The sequence below is a fragment of the Streptomyces sp. NPDC085932 genome (assembly GCF_044540525.1).
Lineage (GTDB): Bacteria > Actinomycetota > Actinomycetes > Streptomycetales > Streptomycetaceae > Streptomyces > Streptomyces levis.
In genome coordinates this window covers 575820-591630 of the sequence record NZ_JBITSJ010000005.1, presented here as the reverse complement: position 1 = coordinate 591630, position 15811 = coordinate 575820, and the positions used below count along the sequence as shown (strand labels likewise).

Genomic DNA, 15811 nt, shown 5'->3' with positions numbered 1-15811 from the left:
GACGGCCCCGCGGATGCCGTGCGGATGCCGGAGCGGTCAGGAGAAGAAGGCCGACACGCGCCGGGTGAACCACTCCGGGTCGTCGAGCCACGGGAAGTGCCCCGCGCCCGGCTGCACCACGCACTCGGCGTGCGGGAAGACGCCGGCGGTGCGGCGGGCCAGGGCCGGGGAGGGCCCGCCGTCGGCCCCGCCGGCCAGGACGAGCACGGGCGCGGTCAGCCGCGTCAGGGCGTCGCGGGTCGCCTCCGGGTCCCAGGCGCCGTCCCCGCCGTAAGTGTCGGCCGCCTCGTCGTTGGTCTCGGCCTCTTCGCGGGCGGCGTGGGCCCGGGCGGTGTCGTCCCAGCGCCCGTGGAAGAACGGCACGAACACCGGGTCGAAGTCGCCCGAACCGTCCAGCCAGGCCTCGAACGCCTCGAACGCGTCCGCGAACCAGGGTTCCGCGGTCCTCAGCCGGGCCGCCGTGCGCCGGTCGTCGGCCGTCGCGGGCCATCCCAGGGCCCAGGGCGTGGCGGTGACCAGCGCCAGCCGTGCGATCCGCTGCGGGTACCGGGCCGCGTAGAGCAGGGCGAGGCTGCCGCCCGCCGAGTGCCCGAGCAGGTCCATCCGCTCCAAGCCGAGACGGACGCGCAGCGCCTCGACGTCGTCCACGAGCCGGTCGCAGCGGTACGTGGACGGATCCGCGGGCACCTCGGAGTCCCCGGTGCCGCGCAGGTCGAGCAGCACCAGCCGCCGGTGGGCGTCCAGTCCGCCGAGGTTGCCCAGGTAGGCGGAGGCCCGCATGGGGCCGCCGAGCAGCACGATCAGCGGTTCGCCCTCGCCGCGTGCGTGGAAGGCGAGCCGGGTCCCGTCGGGGGCGTCGAAGATCGGCATGCCGTCGATCCTGGCGCCCGGGACGGTCCGGCACAAGCGTGGTCCCTCGCCGGGCTAGTGCCTGCCGAGTTCGTCCCTGAGCCGGCGCTTGAGGATCTTCCCGCTGGCGTTGCGCGGGAGTTCGTCCACGAACACCACCCGCTTCGGCGCCTTGAACGGCGTGAGCCGCTGCCTGACGTGGTCGATCAGCTCCGCCTCCGTGACGTCCCCGCGCGGGACGACGATCGCCGTCACGGCCTCGATCCAGCGCTCGTCGGGCAGGCCCACGACGGCCGCCTCGGCGACGCCGGGATGGGTGTACAGCGCGTCCTCGACCTGGCGTGAGGCGATGACGACCCCGCCGGAGTTGATGACGTCCTTCACCCGGTCGACGATCGTGTAGTAGCCGTGGGCGTCGCGCACGGCGAGGTCGCCGGAGCGGAACCAGCCGTCGCGGAAGGCCTCGGCGGTCTCCTCGGGCTTGTCCCAGTAGCCCTCGCACAGTTGCGGGGAACGGTAGACGATCTCGCCCGGGGTGCCGTCGGGAACGTCGTTGCCGTCCTCGTCGACCACCCGGGCGTCGACGAACAGGACGGGCCGGCCGCAGGAGTCCATGCGGCCCTTGTGCTCCTCCGGGCCGAGGACGGTCGCCAGGGGGCCGATCTCGCTCTGGCCGAAGCAGTTGTAGAAGGCGAGGTCCGGCAGGCGTTCCCGCAGCCGTTCGAGGACCGGGACCGGCATGATCGACGCCCCGTAGTAGGCCTTGCGCAGACCGCTGAGATCGCGGGTGGCGAAGTCGGGGCGGTGGGACAGGGCGATCCACACGGTGGGCGGGGCGAACAGGCTGTCCACACGGCCGGCTTCGACGAGGTCGAGGAGCCGGTCGCCGTCGGGTGCGTCGAGGACGATGTTCGTCGCGCCGACGGCGAGGTAGGGCAGCAGGAAGACGTGCATCTGCGCCGAGTGGTACAGCGGCAGCGCGTGCGCGGGGCGGTCGCCCGCGCTCAGGTCGAGGGCGGTGATCGCGCTCAGGTACTCGTGCACCAGGGCCCGGTGCGTCATCATCGCGCCCTTGGGCAGGGCGGTCGTCCCGGACGTGTACAGCAGTTGCACGAGGTCCTCGGTGCGCGGCTCGGGCCCGTCGTACGCGGGAGCCCCGTCCTGCCGCGCGAGCAGCGAGTCGTCGGCGTCGCGCAGGGGCAAGGTCCGTACGCCGCCGGGGAGCCGGCCGGCCAGGTCCGGGTCGGCGAGGACCAGGGAACTGCCCGACTGGCCGACGATGTACGCGAGGTCGTCGCCGGTGAGGTTCTGGTTGACGGGGACGTGGATCAGGCCCGCCCGGGCGCAGGCCAGGAAGGCGATCAGGTAGGCGTCGGAGTTGTGGCCGTAGGCGCCGACCCGGTCCCCGGGCGCGAGCCCCTGGCCGAGGAGGACGCTCGCCGCGCGGGAGACGGCGGAGTCGAGTTCGCCGTACGTCCAGGTGCGGTCGCCGTACTCGACCGCGACGCGCGCCGGGGTGCGCCGGGCGCTGCGCCGCAGGACTCCGTCTACCGTGCTGCCGTGTCCGGGCGTCGTCATGGCACATGATCCTCGGCTCACCGCCGGGGCGGGTCAAGGCACCGCGTCCGTTCACATGCCGCGGTCCCGCCCCGCCCAGTACGGTTCGCGCAGCCGCCGCTTGTACAGCTTGCCGTTGGGGTCGCGGGGCATCTCGGCGATGAAGTCGACGCTCCGGGGCCGTTTGTACCCGGCGAGGCGGTGGGCGCAGTGGTCGAGGAGGTCGGCCGCGAGGGCCGGTCCGGGCCGGTGTCCGGGGGCGGGTTCGACGACGGCCTTCACCTCCTCGCCCCAGTCGTCGTGCGGGATGCCGAAGACGGCGGCGTCCGCGACGGCCGGGTGGGCGAGCAGGGCCGACTCGATCTCGGCCGGGTAGATGTTGACCCCGCCGGAGATGATCAGGTCGATCTTGCGGTCGCGCAGGAAGAGATACCCGTCCTCGTCGAGGAGACCGAGGTCGCCGACGGTGAAGAAGTCCCCGATGCGGTTCTTGCGGGTCTTGGCCTCGTCCTTGTGGTACGAGAAGCCGCCGGTGGTCATCTTCATGTAGACGGTGCCGAGCCGGCCGGGCGGCAGCCGGTTGCCGTCGTCGTCGAAGATCGCGAGTTCGCTGATGGGCCAGGCCTTGCCGACGGTGCCGGGCTTCTTGAGCCAGTCCTCGGCGGTGGCGAAGGCGCCGCCGCCCTCGCTGGCCGCGTAGTACTCCTCCACACAGGGGCCCCACCAGTCGAGCATGGCCCGTTTGACGTGGTCGGGGCAGGGGGCGGCGCCGTGGATGGCGTGCCGCATGGAGGAGACGTCGTAGCGGTCCTTCACCTCGTCGGGCAGGGCGAGCAGCCGGTGGAACTGGGTGGGGACCATGTGGGTGTGGGTGCAGCGGTGGGCGTCGACGAGCCGGAGCATCTCCTCGGGGGTCCACCTGTCCATCAGGACCAGCCGGTGCCCGATGTGCAGGGACGCGCCGGCGAACTGGAGCACGGCCGTGTGGTAGAGCGGCGAGCACACCAGGTGCACGTTGTCGTCGAACGGGCGGATGCCGAAGATGCCGAGGAAGCCGCCGAGGTAGGCCTCCTCCGGTGGTTTTCCGGGCAGCGGGCGGCGGATGCCGCGGGGGCGGCCGGTGGTGCCCGAGGTGTAGTTCATGACCCAGCCGAGGGTGCGGTCGGCGGGCGGCGACGCGGGCTGCCCGGCGAGGAGTTCGGCGTACGGGCGGAAGCCCTCGACGGTGCCGACGGCGTACCGGTGGGTGCCCGGCAGGTCCGCCTCGTCGGCGGCCGCGCGGGCCGCGTCGGCGAAGCGCTCGTGGGCGAGGAGGACCTTGGCCCCGGAGTCGGAGACGATCCAGGCGATCTCCGGGCCGACCAGATGGTGGTTGACGGGCACGAGGTAGAACCCGGCCTGGCCGGCGGCCAGGTAGGCGGTGAGGAACTCGACGCCGTTGGGCAGCACCACCGCGAAGGTGTCGCCACGGCGCAGCCCGGCCGCGCGCAGGCCGTGCACGAGCCGGTTGGCGGCGGTGTGCAGGCGTCCCGCCGTCCACTCCTGCCCGTCGGGTCCGACGAGGACCGTGCGGTCCGGGTCCTGTGCGGCCTGGGCCCAGAAGCCCGCCGGGGGTGTGCTCACCGTGCTCACGACCGGCCCCTCCTTCCGGCGATGCGGTTGATGCGGTCCACGGCCCTCTCGAAGCCGCGGGTGAGGTCGTCGAAGACCTGCTGGACGCTGCGTTCGCTGGTCATCCGCCCGACGATCTGCCCGACCGGGGTGCCGAGCAGCGGTTCGACCTCGTACGTCTGGATGCGCGAGACGGCCTCGGCGACCAGCAGGCCCTGCAGCGGCATGGGCAGTGGTCCGGGCCCGGCCGGGTCGTCCCAGGCGTCGGTCCACTCGGTGCGCAACTGCCGGGCCGGTTTGCCGGTCAGGGCGCGGGAGCGGACCGTGTCGCCGGATCCCGCGGCGAGGAGTTTGCGGGTCAGGGCGGGTGAGTGGAGATCCGCCTCGGTGGTGGTCAGCCAGAGGGAGCCCAGCCACACGCCTTGAGCGCCGAGGGCGAGTGCGGCGGCCACCTGCTGTCCGCTGCCGATGCCGCCGGCGGCCAGCACGGGCAGCGGGGCGACCGCGTCGACGACCTCGGGGGTGAGCACCATGGAGGCGATCTCCCCGGTGTGGCCGCCGGCCTCGTAGCCCTGCGCGACGACGATGTCGATCCCGGCGTCCTTGTGCTTGACGGCGTGCCGGGCGCTGCCCGCGAGCGCGGCGACGAGGACGCCCCGGTCGTGGGCGCGGGCGATGACGTCGGCGGGCGGGGAGCCGAGGGCGTTGGCCAGCAGTCCGATCGGGTAGTCGAAGGCGACGTCGAGCTGGCTGCGGGCGACCTGCTCCATCCAGCCGGTGATGCGCCAGCCGGCCGCCTCGCCCTCGGCGAGTTCCGGTACGCCGTGCTTGGCGAGGGTGTCCCGGACGAACCGGCGGTGCCCCTCCGGGATCATCGCCTCCACGTCGGCCTCGGTGACGCCCTCGACCTTCCTGGCCGGCATCACGACGTCGAGGCCGTAGGGGTGGCCGTCCACGTGCGCCTCGATCCAGTCCAGGTCGCGTGCGAGTTCGTCCGGGGCGGTGTAGCGGACCGCGCCGAGCACCCCGAGGCCGCCGGCGCGGCTGATGGCCGCGGCGACGGCGGGGAACGGCGTGAAGCCGAAGACGGCGTGCTCGATTCCCAGTTGCTGGCTCAGCTCCGTCTGCATGGGCGCAGGATGCCGGAGTACCCCGGAGGACGGAAGAGCTTTTCTGATGCTCCGTCAGATCCAGCCCGTATCCGGCTTCCCCGGCCCGTGGCCGGTTCGCATGGGTGTGCGGCGGACATACTCCGGGGGACGTGCGAGACGGCTGAGGCGAAGGGGTACGCGGTGACCGACAGACCGGCGAACGGCGAACTGACCCGGCGTCAACTCGGCCGGGCGGGACTGGCCCTGGGCGGTGCGCTCGCCCTCGCCCCGTTGCCGGCCGGACCGGCCGGAGCCGCCCCGGCGGCAGGGGGCCCGCGGCCCACGCTGCGGCGCGGCTCCGCCGCCCGCGCCGGACTGCTCGCCTCCCACCTGCGCCGCCTCGTCACCGACGCCGAGGCGTTCCTCGGCCCCTCCCCCACGCACCCCTGGTACGCCGGAGCCGTCCTGCTCGCCGGCCGCGGCGGCACCGTGGCGCTGCACCGGCCCATCGGCACGGCGGTGCGGTACCGGGCCTACGACGAGAAGACCGACACCGGTGTGGAGTTCCCGCCGGACCGGCAGATCCCGATGGCCGAGGACACCGTCTTCGACCTGGCGTCGGTGTCGAAGCTGTTCACGTCGATCCTCGCGGTGCAGCAGATCGAGCGGGGTGCGCTCGGCCTGGAGGCGACGGTCGCCTCGTACCTGCCGGACTTCGGGCGCGCCGGCAAGCAGGACATCACGATCCGCCAGTTGCTCACGCACACCTCGGGATTCCGGGCCTGGATCCCGCTGTACACCGCGCCCACGTACGAGGAGAAGCTGCGGCGCATCTGGGACGAGCAGCCGGTCAGCGCGCCGGGCACGGCCTATCTGTACTCGGACCTGAACCTCATCTCGCTCCAGCTGGTGCTCGAGCGGGTCACAGGCCGCGCCCTGGACACGCTGCTGCGGGACGAGATCACCGCGCCGCTCGGCCTGCGCCGCACCCGCTACAACCCGCCTGCCTCCTGGCGGCCGAGGATCGCGGCGACGGAGGACGCGCGCCCACCGTGGTCCGGCCTGGACCGGGGCCTGGTGTGGGGCGAGGTGCACGACGAGAACGCCTTCTCCCTGGGCGGAGTCGCGGGCCACGCCGGCGTCTTCTCCGACGCGTGGGACCTCGCGGTCCTCGGCCGCACGCTGCTCAACGGCGGCGTCTACGGACGGGCGCGCATCCTGCGGCCGGAGTCGGTGGAGCTGATGTTCACCGACTTCAACACCGCCTTCCCCGGGGACGAGCACGGCCTGGGCTTCGAGCTCTACCAGCACTGGTACATGGGCGCGATGGCCACGCCGCGCAGCGCGGGGCACACCGGCTTCACGGGCACCTCGCTGGTGCTCGACCCGACGACCGACTCGTTCCTCGTCGTGCTCGGCAACTCCGTGCACCCGGTGCGCAGCTGGCGTTCCGGCTCGGCGCCCCGCGTGGCGGCCGCGAACCATCTGGCACGGGCCGTGCCGGTGCGTCCGGCGCGGGGCCGCACGGCCTGGTTCTCCGGCATGGCGGTCGCCTCGACGGCGACGCTCACCCTCCCCTCGCTCGACACCTCCTCCGGCAGTGCCCGGCTGGACTGCGCGCTGTGGTGGGACACCGAGCCGAAGGCCGACGCCCTGGTTCTGGAGGCCTCCACCGACGGCGGCACGGCCTGGCAGCCGGTGCCCTTCACGACCGCGCGCCGCGGCGCCGACCCGCAGCCGCACCCGTCCGGGTCGGTCACCGGCTGGTCCGGCCGCGTCTGGCACCGGCTCACCGCCGGTCTGCCCGCCGCCCGGGCCCTGACGCTGCGCTGGCGGTACACGACGGACCGGCTGTACGTGGGCCGGGGCTGTTACGTGGACGCGCCCCGCGTGACGGCGGCCGGCGGCGTCCTGTTCGACGAGGCGCGCCCGGCGGACGCGGCTCGGATCGAGGCGGTGGGCTGGACGCCGTCGGCCGACTGAGACGGACGGTCCCGGGACCGGGTGGACCGGGTGGACCAGGTGGACCGGGTGGACCGGGTCGTGCCGGTCGCGGGCTCCGGGTCACCGAGCGGACCGGGTCACGGATACCGGGTCACGGATTCCGGGTCACTGGTTGAAGACGGCCTTCTGCACCTCGTTCGGGCCGTCGAAGCGGTTCTCCTTCAGGCCGTCGAGGGTGCTGACGACCTTCTCGTCGGCGTGGTTGCTGCGGGCACGCTCCACCAGGTGCTGCTTGTCCGTGGGGTAGTCCATGCCCTTGAGGGCCTTCTGGAGATCGGTCGGGCTGAGCTCGGCCATGAGGGCCTCCCGGGGTGGTGCGACCGTCCGCGTGGGGCGGCCGGCGGGTACGGATCTCTTCGTCCTGTCGGAGTGCCCCTCGATCGGCGTGCGATTCAGTCCGTTCGGCTTTCCAGTACCGCCATCGCCGCGTTGTGCCCCGGCACCCCGCTCACACCGCCCCCGCGCACCGCGCCCGCCCCGCACAGCAGGACGTTCGCGTGCGGGGTCTCCACGCCCCAGCGGCCGGTGCCGTCCTGCGCGTAGGGCCAGCTGAGCTCCCGGTGGAAGATGTTGCCGCCGGGCAGACCCAGGTCGCGTTCCAGGTCGAGCGGGGTCTTGGCCTCGATGCAGGGGCGGCCCTCGGCGTCGGTGGCCAGGCAGTCGGCGAGGGGTTCGGCGAGATGCGCGTCGAGCTGGGCGAGTGTCGACTTCAGCAGGTCCTCGCGAACGGCGTCGTTGTCCCGCGCGAACAGGCGGGCCGGGGTGTGCAGGCCGAACAGGGTGAGCGTCTGGTAGCCCCGCTCGGCCAGGTCGGGGCCGAGGATCGTCGGGTCGGTGAGCGAGTGGCAGTAGATCTCGGAGGGCGGCGCGGCGGGGGGTTCGCCGGCGGCGGCCTGGGCGTGGGCGGTGGCCAGCTGCTCGTAGCCCTCGGCGATGTGGAAGGTCCCGGCGAAGGCCTCGCGCGGGTCGACGGAGCTGTCGCGGAGCCGGGGCAGCCGCGTGAGCAGCATGTTGACCTTCAGCTGGGCGCCCTCGGCGGGGGCGGGCGGTGTGGCGCCGGTCAGCTCGGCGAGGGCCTGCGGTGAGGCGTTCACCAGGACGTGCCGGGCGGCGACCGTGCCCTCGCCGTCGGCCGTGCGGTAGGTGACCTCGGCGGTGCGGCCGTCCGTGGCGATGCGCAGCACCTCGTGGCCGGTGGCGAGGACGGCGCCGGCGGCGCGGGCCGCGCCGGCGAGCGCGTCCGTGAGGGCGCCCATGCCGCCGACGGGCACGTCCCAGTCACCGGTGCCGCCGCCGATCACGTGGTAGAGGAAGCAGCGGTTCTGCTTCAGGGAGGGGTCGTGGGCGTCGGCGAAGGTGCCGATGAGCGCGTCGGTGAGGACCACGCCGCGCACCAGGTCGTCGTCGAAGTGCTCCTCGACGGCGATGCCGATCGGCTCCTCGAACAGCGTCCGCCAGGCCTTGTCGTCGTCCAGGCGGCCGCGCAGCTCCTCGCGCGTGGGCAGCGGCTCGGTGAGGGTCGGGAAGATCCGCTGCGCGGCGCGGCCGGTCATGCCGTAGAAGTCCTGCCAGGCCCGGTACTCGCGGTCGGAGCCGGTGAGCCGGGCGAAGGCCTCCCTGGTCCGCCGCTCACCGCCGCCGACGAGGAGGCCGGTGGGCCGGCCATCGCGTTCGGCCGGGGTGTAGGAGGAGACGGTGCGGGTGCGCACCCGGAAGTCGAGGCCGAGGTCCCGGACGATCTTTTTCGGCAGCAGGCTGACCAGGTACGAGTAGCGCGAGAGCCGGGCGTCGAGGCCCGCGAAGGGACGGGTGGAGACCGCCGCTCCGCCGGTGTGGTCCAGCCGCTCCAGCACCAGCACGGAGCGGCCGGCCCGGGCCAGGTAGGCGGCGGCGACCAGGCCGTTGTGGCCACCGCCGACGATGACGGCGTCGTACGTCCGGTGTGCGCGGGGTCCCAGGGGTGCGGTCATGGTTCTTCGTAACACGGGGTGATCCCGGTCGGCCAGAGAAGCCGGGCACCTCCGGCGGCCGGGCTGAGGGCCGGATCGGTCGGAGGCCCGGGTCCGGCGAGAGGTGCGCCGAGACGTACGCCGGGGGCGGCGCGGTGGAGGTCAGGAGCCGCTCGCTGCCCGCCGGCCGCCGGATGCTCGCCGGTCGCGCAGGGTGGCCACCCTGCGGTACAGCTCCGCCGCCTCCGTGGCGTGGCCCAGCTGCTGGAGGCAGTGCGCCTCGTCGTTGCGGCTGGCGAGGGTGTCGGGGTGGTCCGCGCCGAGGACGCGTTCGCGGGCCGCGGCCACCCGCCGGTACTCGGTGAGCGCGTCGCCCCAGCGGCCCAGCCAGCCCAGGCCCACGGCCACCTCGCGACGGCTGACCAGGGTGTCCGGGTGGTCGGGGCCGAGGACCTGTTCGCGGACGGTGCTCACCTCGCGGGACTCGGCGAGGGCCTCCTCCCAGCGCCCGAGCCGCCCGAGGTTGACGCACCGCCCGTGCCGGGCGCGCAGGGTCTCCGGGTGCGTGGGGCCCTGGACCCGGCCGCGGTCCGCGGCCAGGACGGTGTAGAGGTCGAGGGCCTCCGCGCTGCGGCCGAGGCGGCCGAGGCTGATGCCGATCTCGTGGCGGGCGGCGAGCGTGTCGGGATGGTCGGGGCCGAGGGCGCGGGCGCGGGCCTCGGCGACCTCCCGGTAGGTCTGCAGCGCCTCGGCCCAGCGGCCCAGCTGGCCGAGCGCGTAGGCGACCTCGTAGCGGGTGACCAGGGTGTCGGGGTGATCGGGGCCGAGCACCCGGGCGCGCGCGGCGGCCACCTCGCGGGCCATGCGGTGGGAGTCCTCCAGGCGGCCGAGGCGGCTGAGGTTGAAGGCGAGGTTGTGCCGGCAGCGCAGGGTGTCGGGGTGGTCGGGGCCCATCGTGCGCTCGCGTGCGGTGAGGACCGACGTGTAGACGCGGTGGGCGTCGAAGGGGCGGCCCAGCCGGCCCAGCACGTAGGCCATCTCCTGGCGCGCGGCCAGGGTGTCGGGGTGGTCGGCGCCGAGCGTGCGGATCCTGGCCTCGGTGACGCGTTTGTACTCGCGCAGGGCGTCCGGCGCCCGGCCGGTGCGGCTGAGGGTGAAGGCGATCTCGTAGCGGCTGGCGAGGGTGTCGGGGTGGTCGGGGCCGAGGAGGTGCTCGCGTTCGGCGGCGACCGCCCGGTGCACCTCCCCCGCCTCCGTCCAGCGGCCGAGCCGGCCGAGGCTGAGGCCGGCGTTGTGCCGGCCGGCCAGGGCGTCGAGGACCTCGGGGGACGGGGTGGGCCGCTTCTCGGGGACGGGTTCCCCGACGGGGCCGGTGGCGGGCCGCGCGACCCACTCGCCGGACAGTGCGGCCGCCGGGTCCGGCGCGGTGCGCAGTCCCGTGCCGGCGGCCCTGCGGCCGGTGGTCATCCCGTGCGTCCAGGAGGGCAGCCGGCCCGCACCCGCCGGCGCGTCGGCAGTGGGACGGGGTGCCACGACGGCCGGCACATACACCGGGGCGGCCCGGTGGGCGCTGATTCTGCGGGCCAGCTCGCGGGCGTCGCCGGGCCGTTCGGCCGGTTCCTTGGCGAGCAGGTCCAGGATGACCCGCTCCAGGTAGCCGGGCAGTCCGGGGCGGTGCTCGCGCGGCGGCCGGGGCGGGGTGTCGCGGTGTCCGACCAGGATCGCCCAGGCGTCGTCGAGGTCGAACGGCGGTACGCCGGTGGCGATCTCGTACAGCACGCAGCCGAACGAGTACAGGTCGCTGCGCTGGTCGACCTCGGTGCCGCCGATCTGCTCGGGCGACATGTAGTGCGGGGTGCCCATGGCGATGCCGGTGCCGGTCAGGCGCGAGGTGAAGCCGATGTCGTGGCCGAGGCGGGCGATGCCGAAGTCGCAGATCTTCACCGTGCCGTCGCCGAGCCGCACGATGTTGGCGGGCTTCAGGTCCCGGTGCACGATGGCCTGTTCGTGGCAGTAGGCCAGCGCCGCGGCGACCTGTTCGGCGATCTCCACGACGTCGGGGACCGGCAGCGGGTGCTGTTTGTTGTCCTCCAGGAGCTGGCTGAGGTTGCGGCCGTCGAGCAGCTCCATGACGAGGTAGAGGACGCCGTCGGACTCGCCGAAGTCGTGGACGACGGTGATGCCGCGGTGCTGCAGGGCGGCGGCGACCCGGGCCTCGCGGCGGAACCGCTCCCGCAGGACGCGGGTGAAGGCGTGGTCGTGGTTCGGGCCCAGCGGTTTGAGGCACTTGACGGCGACGTGCCGGCCCAGGGACTCGTCCCGTGCCCGCCACACCTCGCCCATGCCGCCGCGCCCGATCAGATCGAGCAGCCGGTAACGGCCGTGGATCAGCCTGGTGTCCCCCATGTCGCGCGACGCTCCCCCCGGTAGCCGTTCGCCCGCCCCGCCCCTGGCCCGTCCAGTATGGCGGCCCGTCATCCGAGTTTGTACGGTGCCGGACGCGCGTGGGGGCCGGGACGAGCCGGCGCGCGCAGGAGGTGTTCCGGAGGGAGTTGCCCCCGCACACGTGCGGGAACACGGCGCAGCAGGAGGCGTGTGAGGCGCGGTTGCCCGGTGACGGTGGCGGCTTCGGGGGCCGCTCCGCCGTACGGCTTGTGGGCGCACGGCGGCAGGGAGGCGTACGCCAGATGTGCCACGCGCTGCCACAGCGCTTCGCGCGCCGGTACGAGCGGCGGGTGCGTCGGAGAACGGACCGGGCAGTCGTCCTCCTTCGGCCCGAACAGCCGGTCACAACCCCCCGGTTCGGCGTCGGGGCCGGCACCACCGTCCAGTAGTTGAGCATTCATCCACCCGGCGGAAGGTTGGTAAGGCTGCCCTTATATGCTGGCGCGGCCGATCGAGCCCGGGACCGGGCCGCAGCGGCATGCCCCGCCTCACGCACGACAGGATCCGACATGCGCACCACCTCCCGCGCCCTCGTCACGGCGCTCGCCCTCACGCCGCTGCTGGCCGGCTGCTTCGCACCGGGCGACAGCGACGACGGTGCCGGGGCGGGACCGGGCGGGCGGTTGCGGGTCGCGCTGGCCGTGCCGCCGGTCCAGGCGCTCTCCCCGTACAGCAACGACGCCACCGTGCTGAGCAAGCTGTCCGTCGCCGAGGGCCTCACCGCGCTCGGCCGGGACGGTACGGCCGAGCCCGCGCTGGCGAAGTCTTGGCAGCAGGACGACGACACCACCTGGACCTTCGAACTGCGCCCGGCCACGTTCCAGGACGGCACGAAGCTCACGGCCCGGTCCGTCGTCGACGCCCTGGACCACGCGAACGCGGCCGAGCCGAGGCCCCGGGTCCTGAGCGACGTGAGCCTCACCGCCGAGGCCGTGGACGCCGACACCGTCACCCTCACCACGAAGTCCCCCGACCCGGTGCTGCCGCTGCGCCTGGCCAGCCCCGCGCTGGCGATCCTGTCGGCGAAGGCCTACGCGAAGGACGGCACCGTCAGCCCGGTCGGCACCGGCACCGGCCCCTTCGAGATCACACGGCTCGGCGGCAGGACCAAGGCGACGCTGGACCGTTACGACGGTTACTGGGGCGGCAGGGCCAAGGCCCCGGGGATCGACGTGAGCTGGATCGCGGACGGCACGGCCCGCGCCAACGCGCTGCGCGGCGGCGAGGCCGACATCGCCGAGTGGATCCCCACCGCCCAGGCGAAGCTGCTCGACCGTGCGACCCGCCACGAGGTTCCGTCGGTGCGCACCGACAGCCTGATCCTCAACACCCGCAGCGGCCTGTTCGCCGACGCCGGGCTGCGCGCCGCCGCCCGCGAGGCCGTCGACGGCTCCGCGCTGGTCGACTCCGTCTTCGGCGGTTACGCCGATCCCGCACAAGGCCTGTTCGGGCCCGCCGTGGGCTGGGCCGCCGACCGGCGCGTGAAGGTGACCGGCCGCGCCGAGGCCACGCCCGCCGCCCGGGTGAAGACCGCGACCAGGGGCAGGACGCTGCGGCTGGCCACCTACACCAACCGGGCCGAGCTGCCCGAGGCCGCGACCGTGCTCCAGCAGCAGCTGGAGCGGGCCGGGTTTACGGTGAAGCAGGACGTGCGCGAGTACACGCAGATGGAGTCCGACCTCCTCGCCGGGAAGTACGACGCCCTCGTCTTCTCCCGGGTGACGCTCCTGGACACCGGTGACGCGGTCGACTACCTCGCCAGCGACTTCACCGGCGAGGGCGTCTACAACATCGCCGGCCTCAAGGACTCCGCGGTGGACGAGGCCATCCGGGCCGCCGCCGGGGAGAGCGACACCGAGCGCCGCCGGGAGAAGGTCATGAAGGCGGAGGCGGAGATCCTGCGCACCGACGCGGTGGTGCCGCTCGTCCACGAGCAGGCCGTGCAGGGCATCGCGTCGGATGTCGAGGGCGTGATCCTCGACCCGCGCGAGCGCTCCCTGATCGACGTCGGCACGCACCTCGACTAGGCCCGGATCACCCGTGAGCGTCGCCCACGCCCCCGCCCGTCCCCCCGTCTGGCCCACCGCGGCCGGCCGGGTCCTCGCCGCAGCCGCGCTGCTCGGCGCGGTGGCCCTGCTGCCGTGGCTGTCCGGTGCGGACCCGGCCCGCACCGTGCTGCGCGCCCGCTCCGCCGACCAGAACCCCACCCCCGCGGAACTGGACGCCGTACGCCGGCAGTTGGGGCTGGACGAGGGACCGTTCGCGCACCTCGCGCACTGGCTGGGCGGATTGCCGGGCGGGGACGCGGGCGTTTCATGGGTGTCGGGCGAGCCCATCCTGCCGCAGGTGGCCACCGCTCTGTCGGTCTCCCTGACGCTGATGCTGGGCGCGCTGGCCGTCACGGTCCTGGTGACCGGACTGATCTGTGCCCGTACGGTCGTCCTCGGCTCGCGGCGGCGGCTGCGGCAGGACCGGGCGGGCGGCACGGCCGCCGTCCTGGCCGCCCTGCCGAAGTTCCTGCTCGCCTCGGTGCTGGCGACGGTGTGCGGGGTGTGGTGGGGGTGGTTCCCGTCCAGTGGGTGGGAGGGGCCGCAGTCGATGGTGCTGCCCTCGCTCGCCCTCGGCGTCCCCTCGGGTGCCATGCTCGGCGGGCTGCTCGACCAGGCGCTGCCGGCCGCCTTCCACGAACCCTGGGCCCGCACGGCCCACGCCGCCGGGCTCCCACCCGGGCACATCGCCCGCGACGCGGTGCGCCGCACCCTGCCCGGCGTGCTGCCGCAGCTGCTGCCGACCGTGGTGGCCCTGGTCGGCGGCGCGGTCGCGGTGGAGAAGATCTTCAACATCCCGGGACTCGGACGGCTCGCCCTGGAGGCCGCCGTCGCCCAGGACCTCCCGGTGCTGCAGACGGCCACCCTGGCCCTGGTCCTGCTCGGGGTGAGCGCCGGCGCCCTGATCCGGGCCCTGCGCCACGCGCTCCTCGGCCGGCCCCTGCGGGACGGCGCGCTGCCGGCCCTGCACCGGCCCCCGCTGACCGTGCCGCGCTTCCTGCGCTGGACCACGGCGGCCTGCGCGCTCGCCCTGCTCGCGCTCGTCGCGGCGGGCCTGCTGCGCGACCCCCTCCAGGTCGACACGGCCGCGCGGCTGCTGGCCCCGTCCCCCGAACACCCCCTGGGTACGGACGCGTTGGGCAGGGATCTGCTGGCCCGGCTGGGCCACGGGGCGCTGCGCACGGCCGGTGTCGCCCTCGCCGTGACAGCCGTCAGCGCGCTCGCCGGGCTCCTGCTCGGCATGGCACCGCGGTTGAGCGCCGGCCCGACCGAAGTGGTGTCGACCCTGCCCGCCGTCCTCGCGGGGCTGCTCGTCACGGGCGTGACCGGGCCGTCGGTGTGGGGCGCTGCCTGCGCGGTGTGCGTGGTCGGCTGGAGCCCCTACGCCGCCCAGACCGCGGCGCTGCTCGAACAGGAACGCGCAGGCGGTCACATCGCCGCGGCGGTGGCTCTCGGCGCGGGGCGGCTGCACCTGCTGCGCCGCCATCTGCTCCCCGCGGTGGTGCCGCCGTTGCTGCGCAACGCCCTGCTGCGGCTGCCCACCACGGTGCTGGTCTTGGCCTCGCTCGGTTTCCTGGGCCTGGGCGAACAGCCGCCCACCCCCGAGTGGGGCCGCCTGCTGTCGGAGAACCAGCCGTACGCCGAACTGGCCCCCTGGACCGTCCTCGGCCCCGCCGCCGCGCTGGTGGTGCTGTCCGTACTGGCGGTGACGGGCAGTGCGCTGGGACGGGGGAAGGACGGGTAGCGGGCCGCACGCCTCCGGGGCCGACCGGACGCCGCCTCCGCCTCCACGGCCCGGCCCCCGGCCGGTCAGGAGGTCAGCTCGACTCCGTGGAGGGTGCGTCCACCGGCCAGTTCGCGCCCGGTGACGAGTTCCGGCGCGACGCGGACGAAGACCTCGTCCGGGGCCGGGACCCAGGACGGCGGGCCCTCCCGCAGCAGCCGGGTGTGCTCGGCCGGGTCGGTGACCAGGGTGGCCGTGCCGGTGATCACCACGCTCCAGCCGGCCCGGGTGCGCGCGTCGAACGCGTCGGCCTCGAAGGCGACCACCGCCCCGGCGATGGCGCTCACCAGCTCGGACGTCACCGAGGTGCGCAGCAGGACCGAGCCGTCGGCGGCCAGGCCGAAGGTGACGGGACGTACGGCGGGCAGGGCCCGCCGGGTGAACACGATCCGCCCCACGGGCACCTGGGCCATCAGCCGCAGGCACTCCTGCCTGCCCAGTTCACGGAATCCGTCGTTCGGGTCCATCCGCCGT

Annotated in this window: 11 protein-coding genes and 1 pseudogene; 3 read left to right on the top strand and 9 right to left on the bottom strand. The window is 74.3% G+C overall.

Annotation, left to right across the window (positions count from 1 at the left end; genetic code table 11):
* Nucleotides 1-36 precede the first annotated feature (36 nt).
* Genes ACIGAQ_RS26730 through ACIGAQ_RS26715 form a run of 4 tightly spaced genes read right to left on the bottom strand, consistent with a single transcriptional unit; the run spans nucleotide 37 to nucleotide 5147 of the window.
* Nucleotides 37-870: an alpha/beta fold hydrolase gene (locus ACIGAQ_RS26730; protein WP_399786929.1), complete on the bottom strand. Its 834-nt coding sequence runs from the start codon at nucleotides 868-870 to the stop codon at nucleotides 37-39.
* A gap of 54 nt (nucleotides 871-924) precedes the next feature.
* Entirely contained in the window at nucleotides 925-2427 is a 1503-nt protein-coding gene (locus ACIGAQ_RS26725; RefSeq protein WP_399786926.1) for an acyl-CoA synthetase, read from the bottom strand.
* Between the two features lie 51 nt (nucleotides 2428-2478).
* Nucleotides 2479-4029: an acyl-CoA synthetase gene (locus tag ACIGAQ_RS26720; RefSeq protein WP_399787171.1), complete on the bottom strand. Its 1551-nt coding sequence runs from the start codon at nucleotides 4027-4029 to the stop codon at nucleotides 2479-2481.
* A gap of 5 nt (nucleotides 4030-4034) precedes the next feature.
* Complete coding sequence (locus ACIGAQ_RS26715) at nucleotides 4035-5147, bottom strand: nitronate monooxygenase family protein (protein ID WP_311679025.1); 1113 nt, start codon at nucleotides 5145-5147, stop codon at nucleotides 4035-4037.
* A gap of 162 nt (nucleotides 5148-5309) precedes the next feature.
* Here ACIGAQ_RS26715 and ACIGAQ_RS26710 point away from each other — a divergent pair, with 162 nt between their 5' ends.
* Nucleotides 5310-7091, top strand: a complete 1782-nt coding sequence (locus ACIGAQ_RS26710) for a serine hydrolase (RefSeq protein WP_399786923.1) — start codon at nucleotides 5310-5312, stop codon at nucleotides 7089-7091.
* Between the two features lie 126 nt (nucleotides 7092-7217).
* On the opposite strand, the gene ACIGAQ_RS26705 is transcribed toward ACIGAQ_RS26710, so the two are convergent.
* The 4 genes and pseudogenes from ACIGAQ_RS26705 to ACIGAQ_RS26690 all read right to left on the bottom strand — a co-directional run.
* Nucleotides 7218-7409 (bottom strand): DUF2795 domain-containing protein, encoded by a 192-nt coding sequence (locus tag ACIGAQ_RS26705; protein ID WP_311679029.1) that lies wholly within the window; start codon nucleotides 7407-7409, stop codon nucleotides 7218-7220.
* A 95-nt stretch (nucleotides 7410-7504) separates the two neighbouring features.
* Nucleotides 7505-9082, bottom strand: a complete 1578-nt coding sequence (locus ACIGAQ_RS26700) for a phytoene desaturase family protein (protein WP_399786920.1) — start codon at nucleotides 9080-9082, stop codon at nucleotides 7505-7507.
* Nucleotides 9083-9223: 141 nt separating this feature from the next.
* Nucleotides 9224-11467, bottom strand: a complete 2244-nt coding sequence (locus tag ACIGAQ_RS26695; protein WP_399786917.1) for a tetratricopeptide repeat protein — start codon at nucleotides 11465-11467, stop codon at nucleotides 9224-9226.
* 68 nt (nucleotides 11468-11535) lie between these two features.
* A pseudogene (locus ACIGAQ_RS26690) lies at nucleotides 11536-11826 on the bottom strand (DUF2236 domain-containing protein); the annotation flags it as partial.
* A 189-nt stretch (nucleotides 11827-12015) separates the two neighbouring features.
* Between ACIGAQ_RS26690 and ACIGAQ_RS26685 the strand changes: the two are divergent.
* On the top strand, nucleotides 12016-13533 hold the full coding sequence (locus ACIGAQ_RS26685; RefSeq protein WP_399786914.1) for an ABC transporter substrate-binding protein: 1518 nt from the start codon (nucleotides 12016-12018) through the stop codon (nucleotides 13531-13533).
* A 13-nt stretch (nucleotides 13534-13546) separates the two neighbouring features.
* The gene (locus tag ACIGAQ_RS26680; protein ID WP_399786911.1) at nucleotides 13547-15298 is read left to right on the top strand and encodes an ABC transporter permease subunit; all 1752 of its coding nucleotides are present in this window, start codon (nucleotides 13547-13549) and stop codon (nucleotides 15296-15298) included.
* A gap of 65 nt (nucleotides 15299-15363) precedes the next feature.
* On the opposite strand, the gene ACIGAQ_RS26675 is transcribed toward ACIGAQ_RS26680, so the two are convergent.
* Nucleotides 15364-15804 (bottom strand): pyridoxamine 5'-phosphate oxidase family protein, encoded by a 441-nt coding sequence (locus ACIGAQ_RS26675; protein WP_362281294.1) that lies wholly within the window; start codon nucleotides 15802-15804, stop codon nucleotides 15364-15366.
* Nucleotides 15805-15811 lie beyond the last annotated feature (7 nt).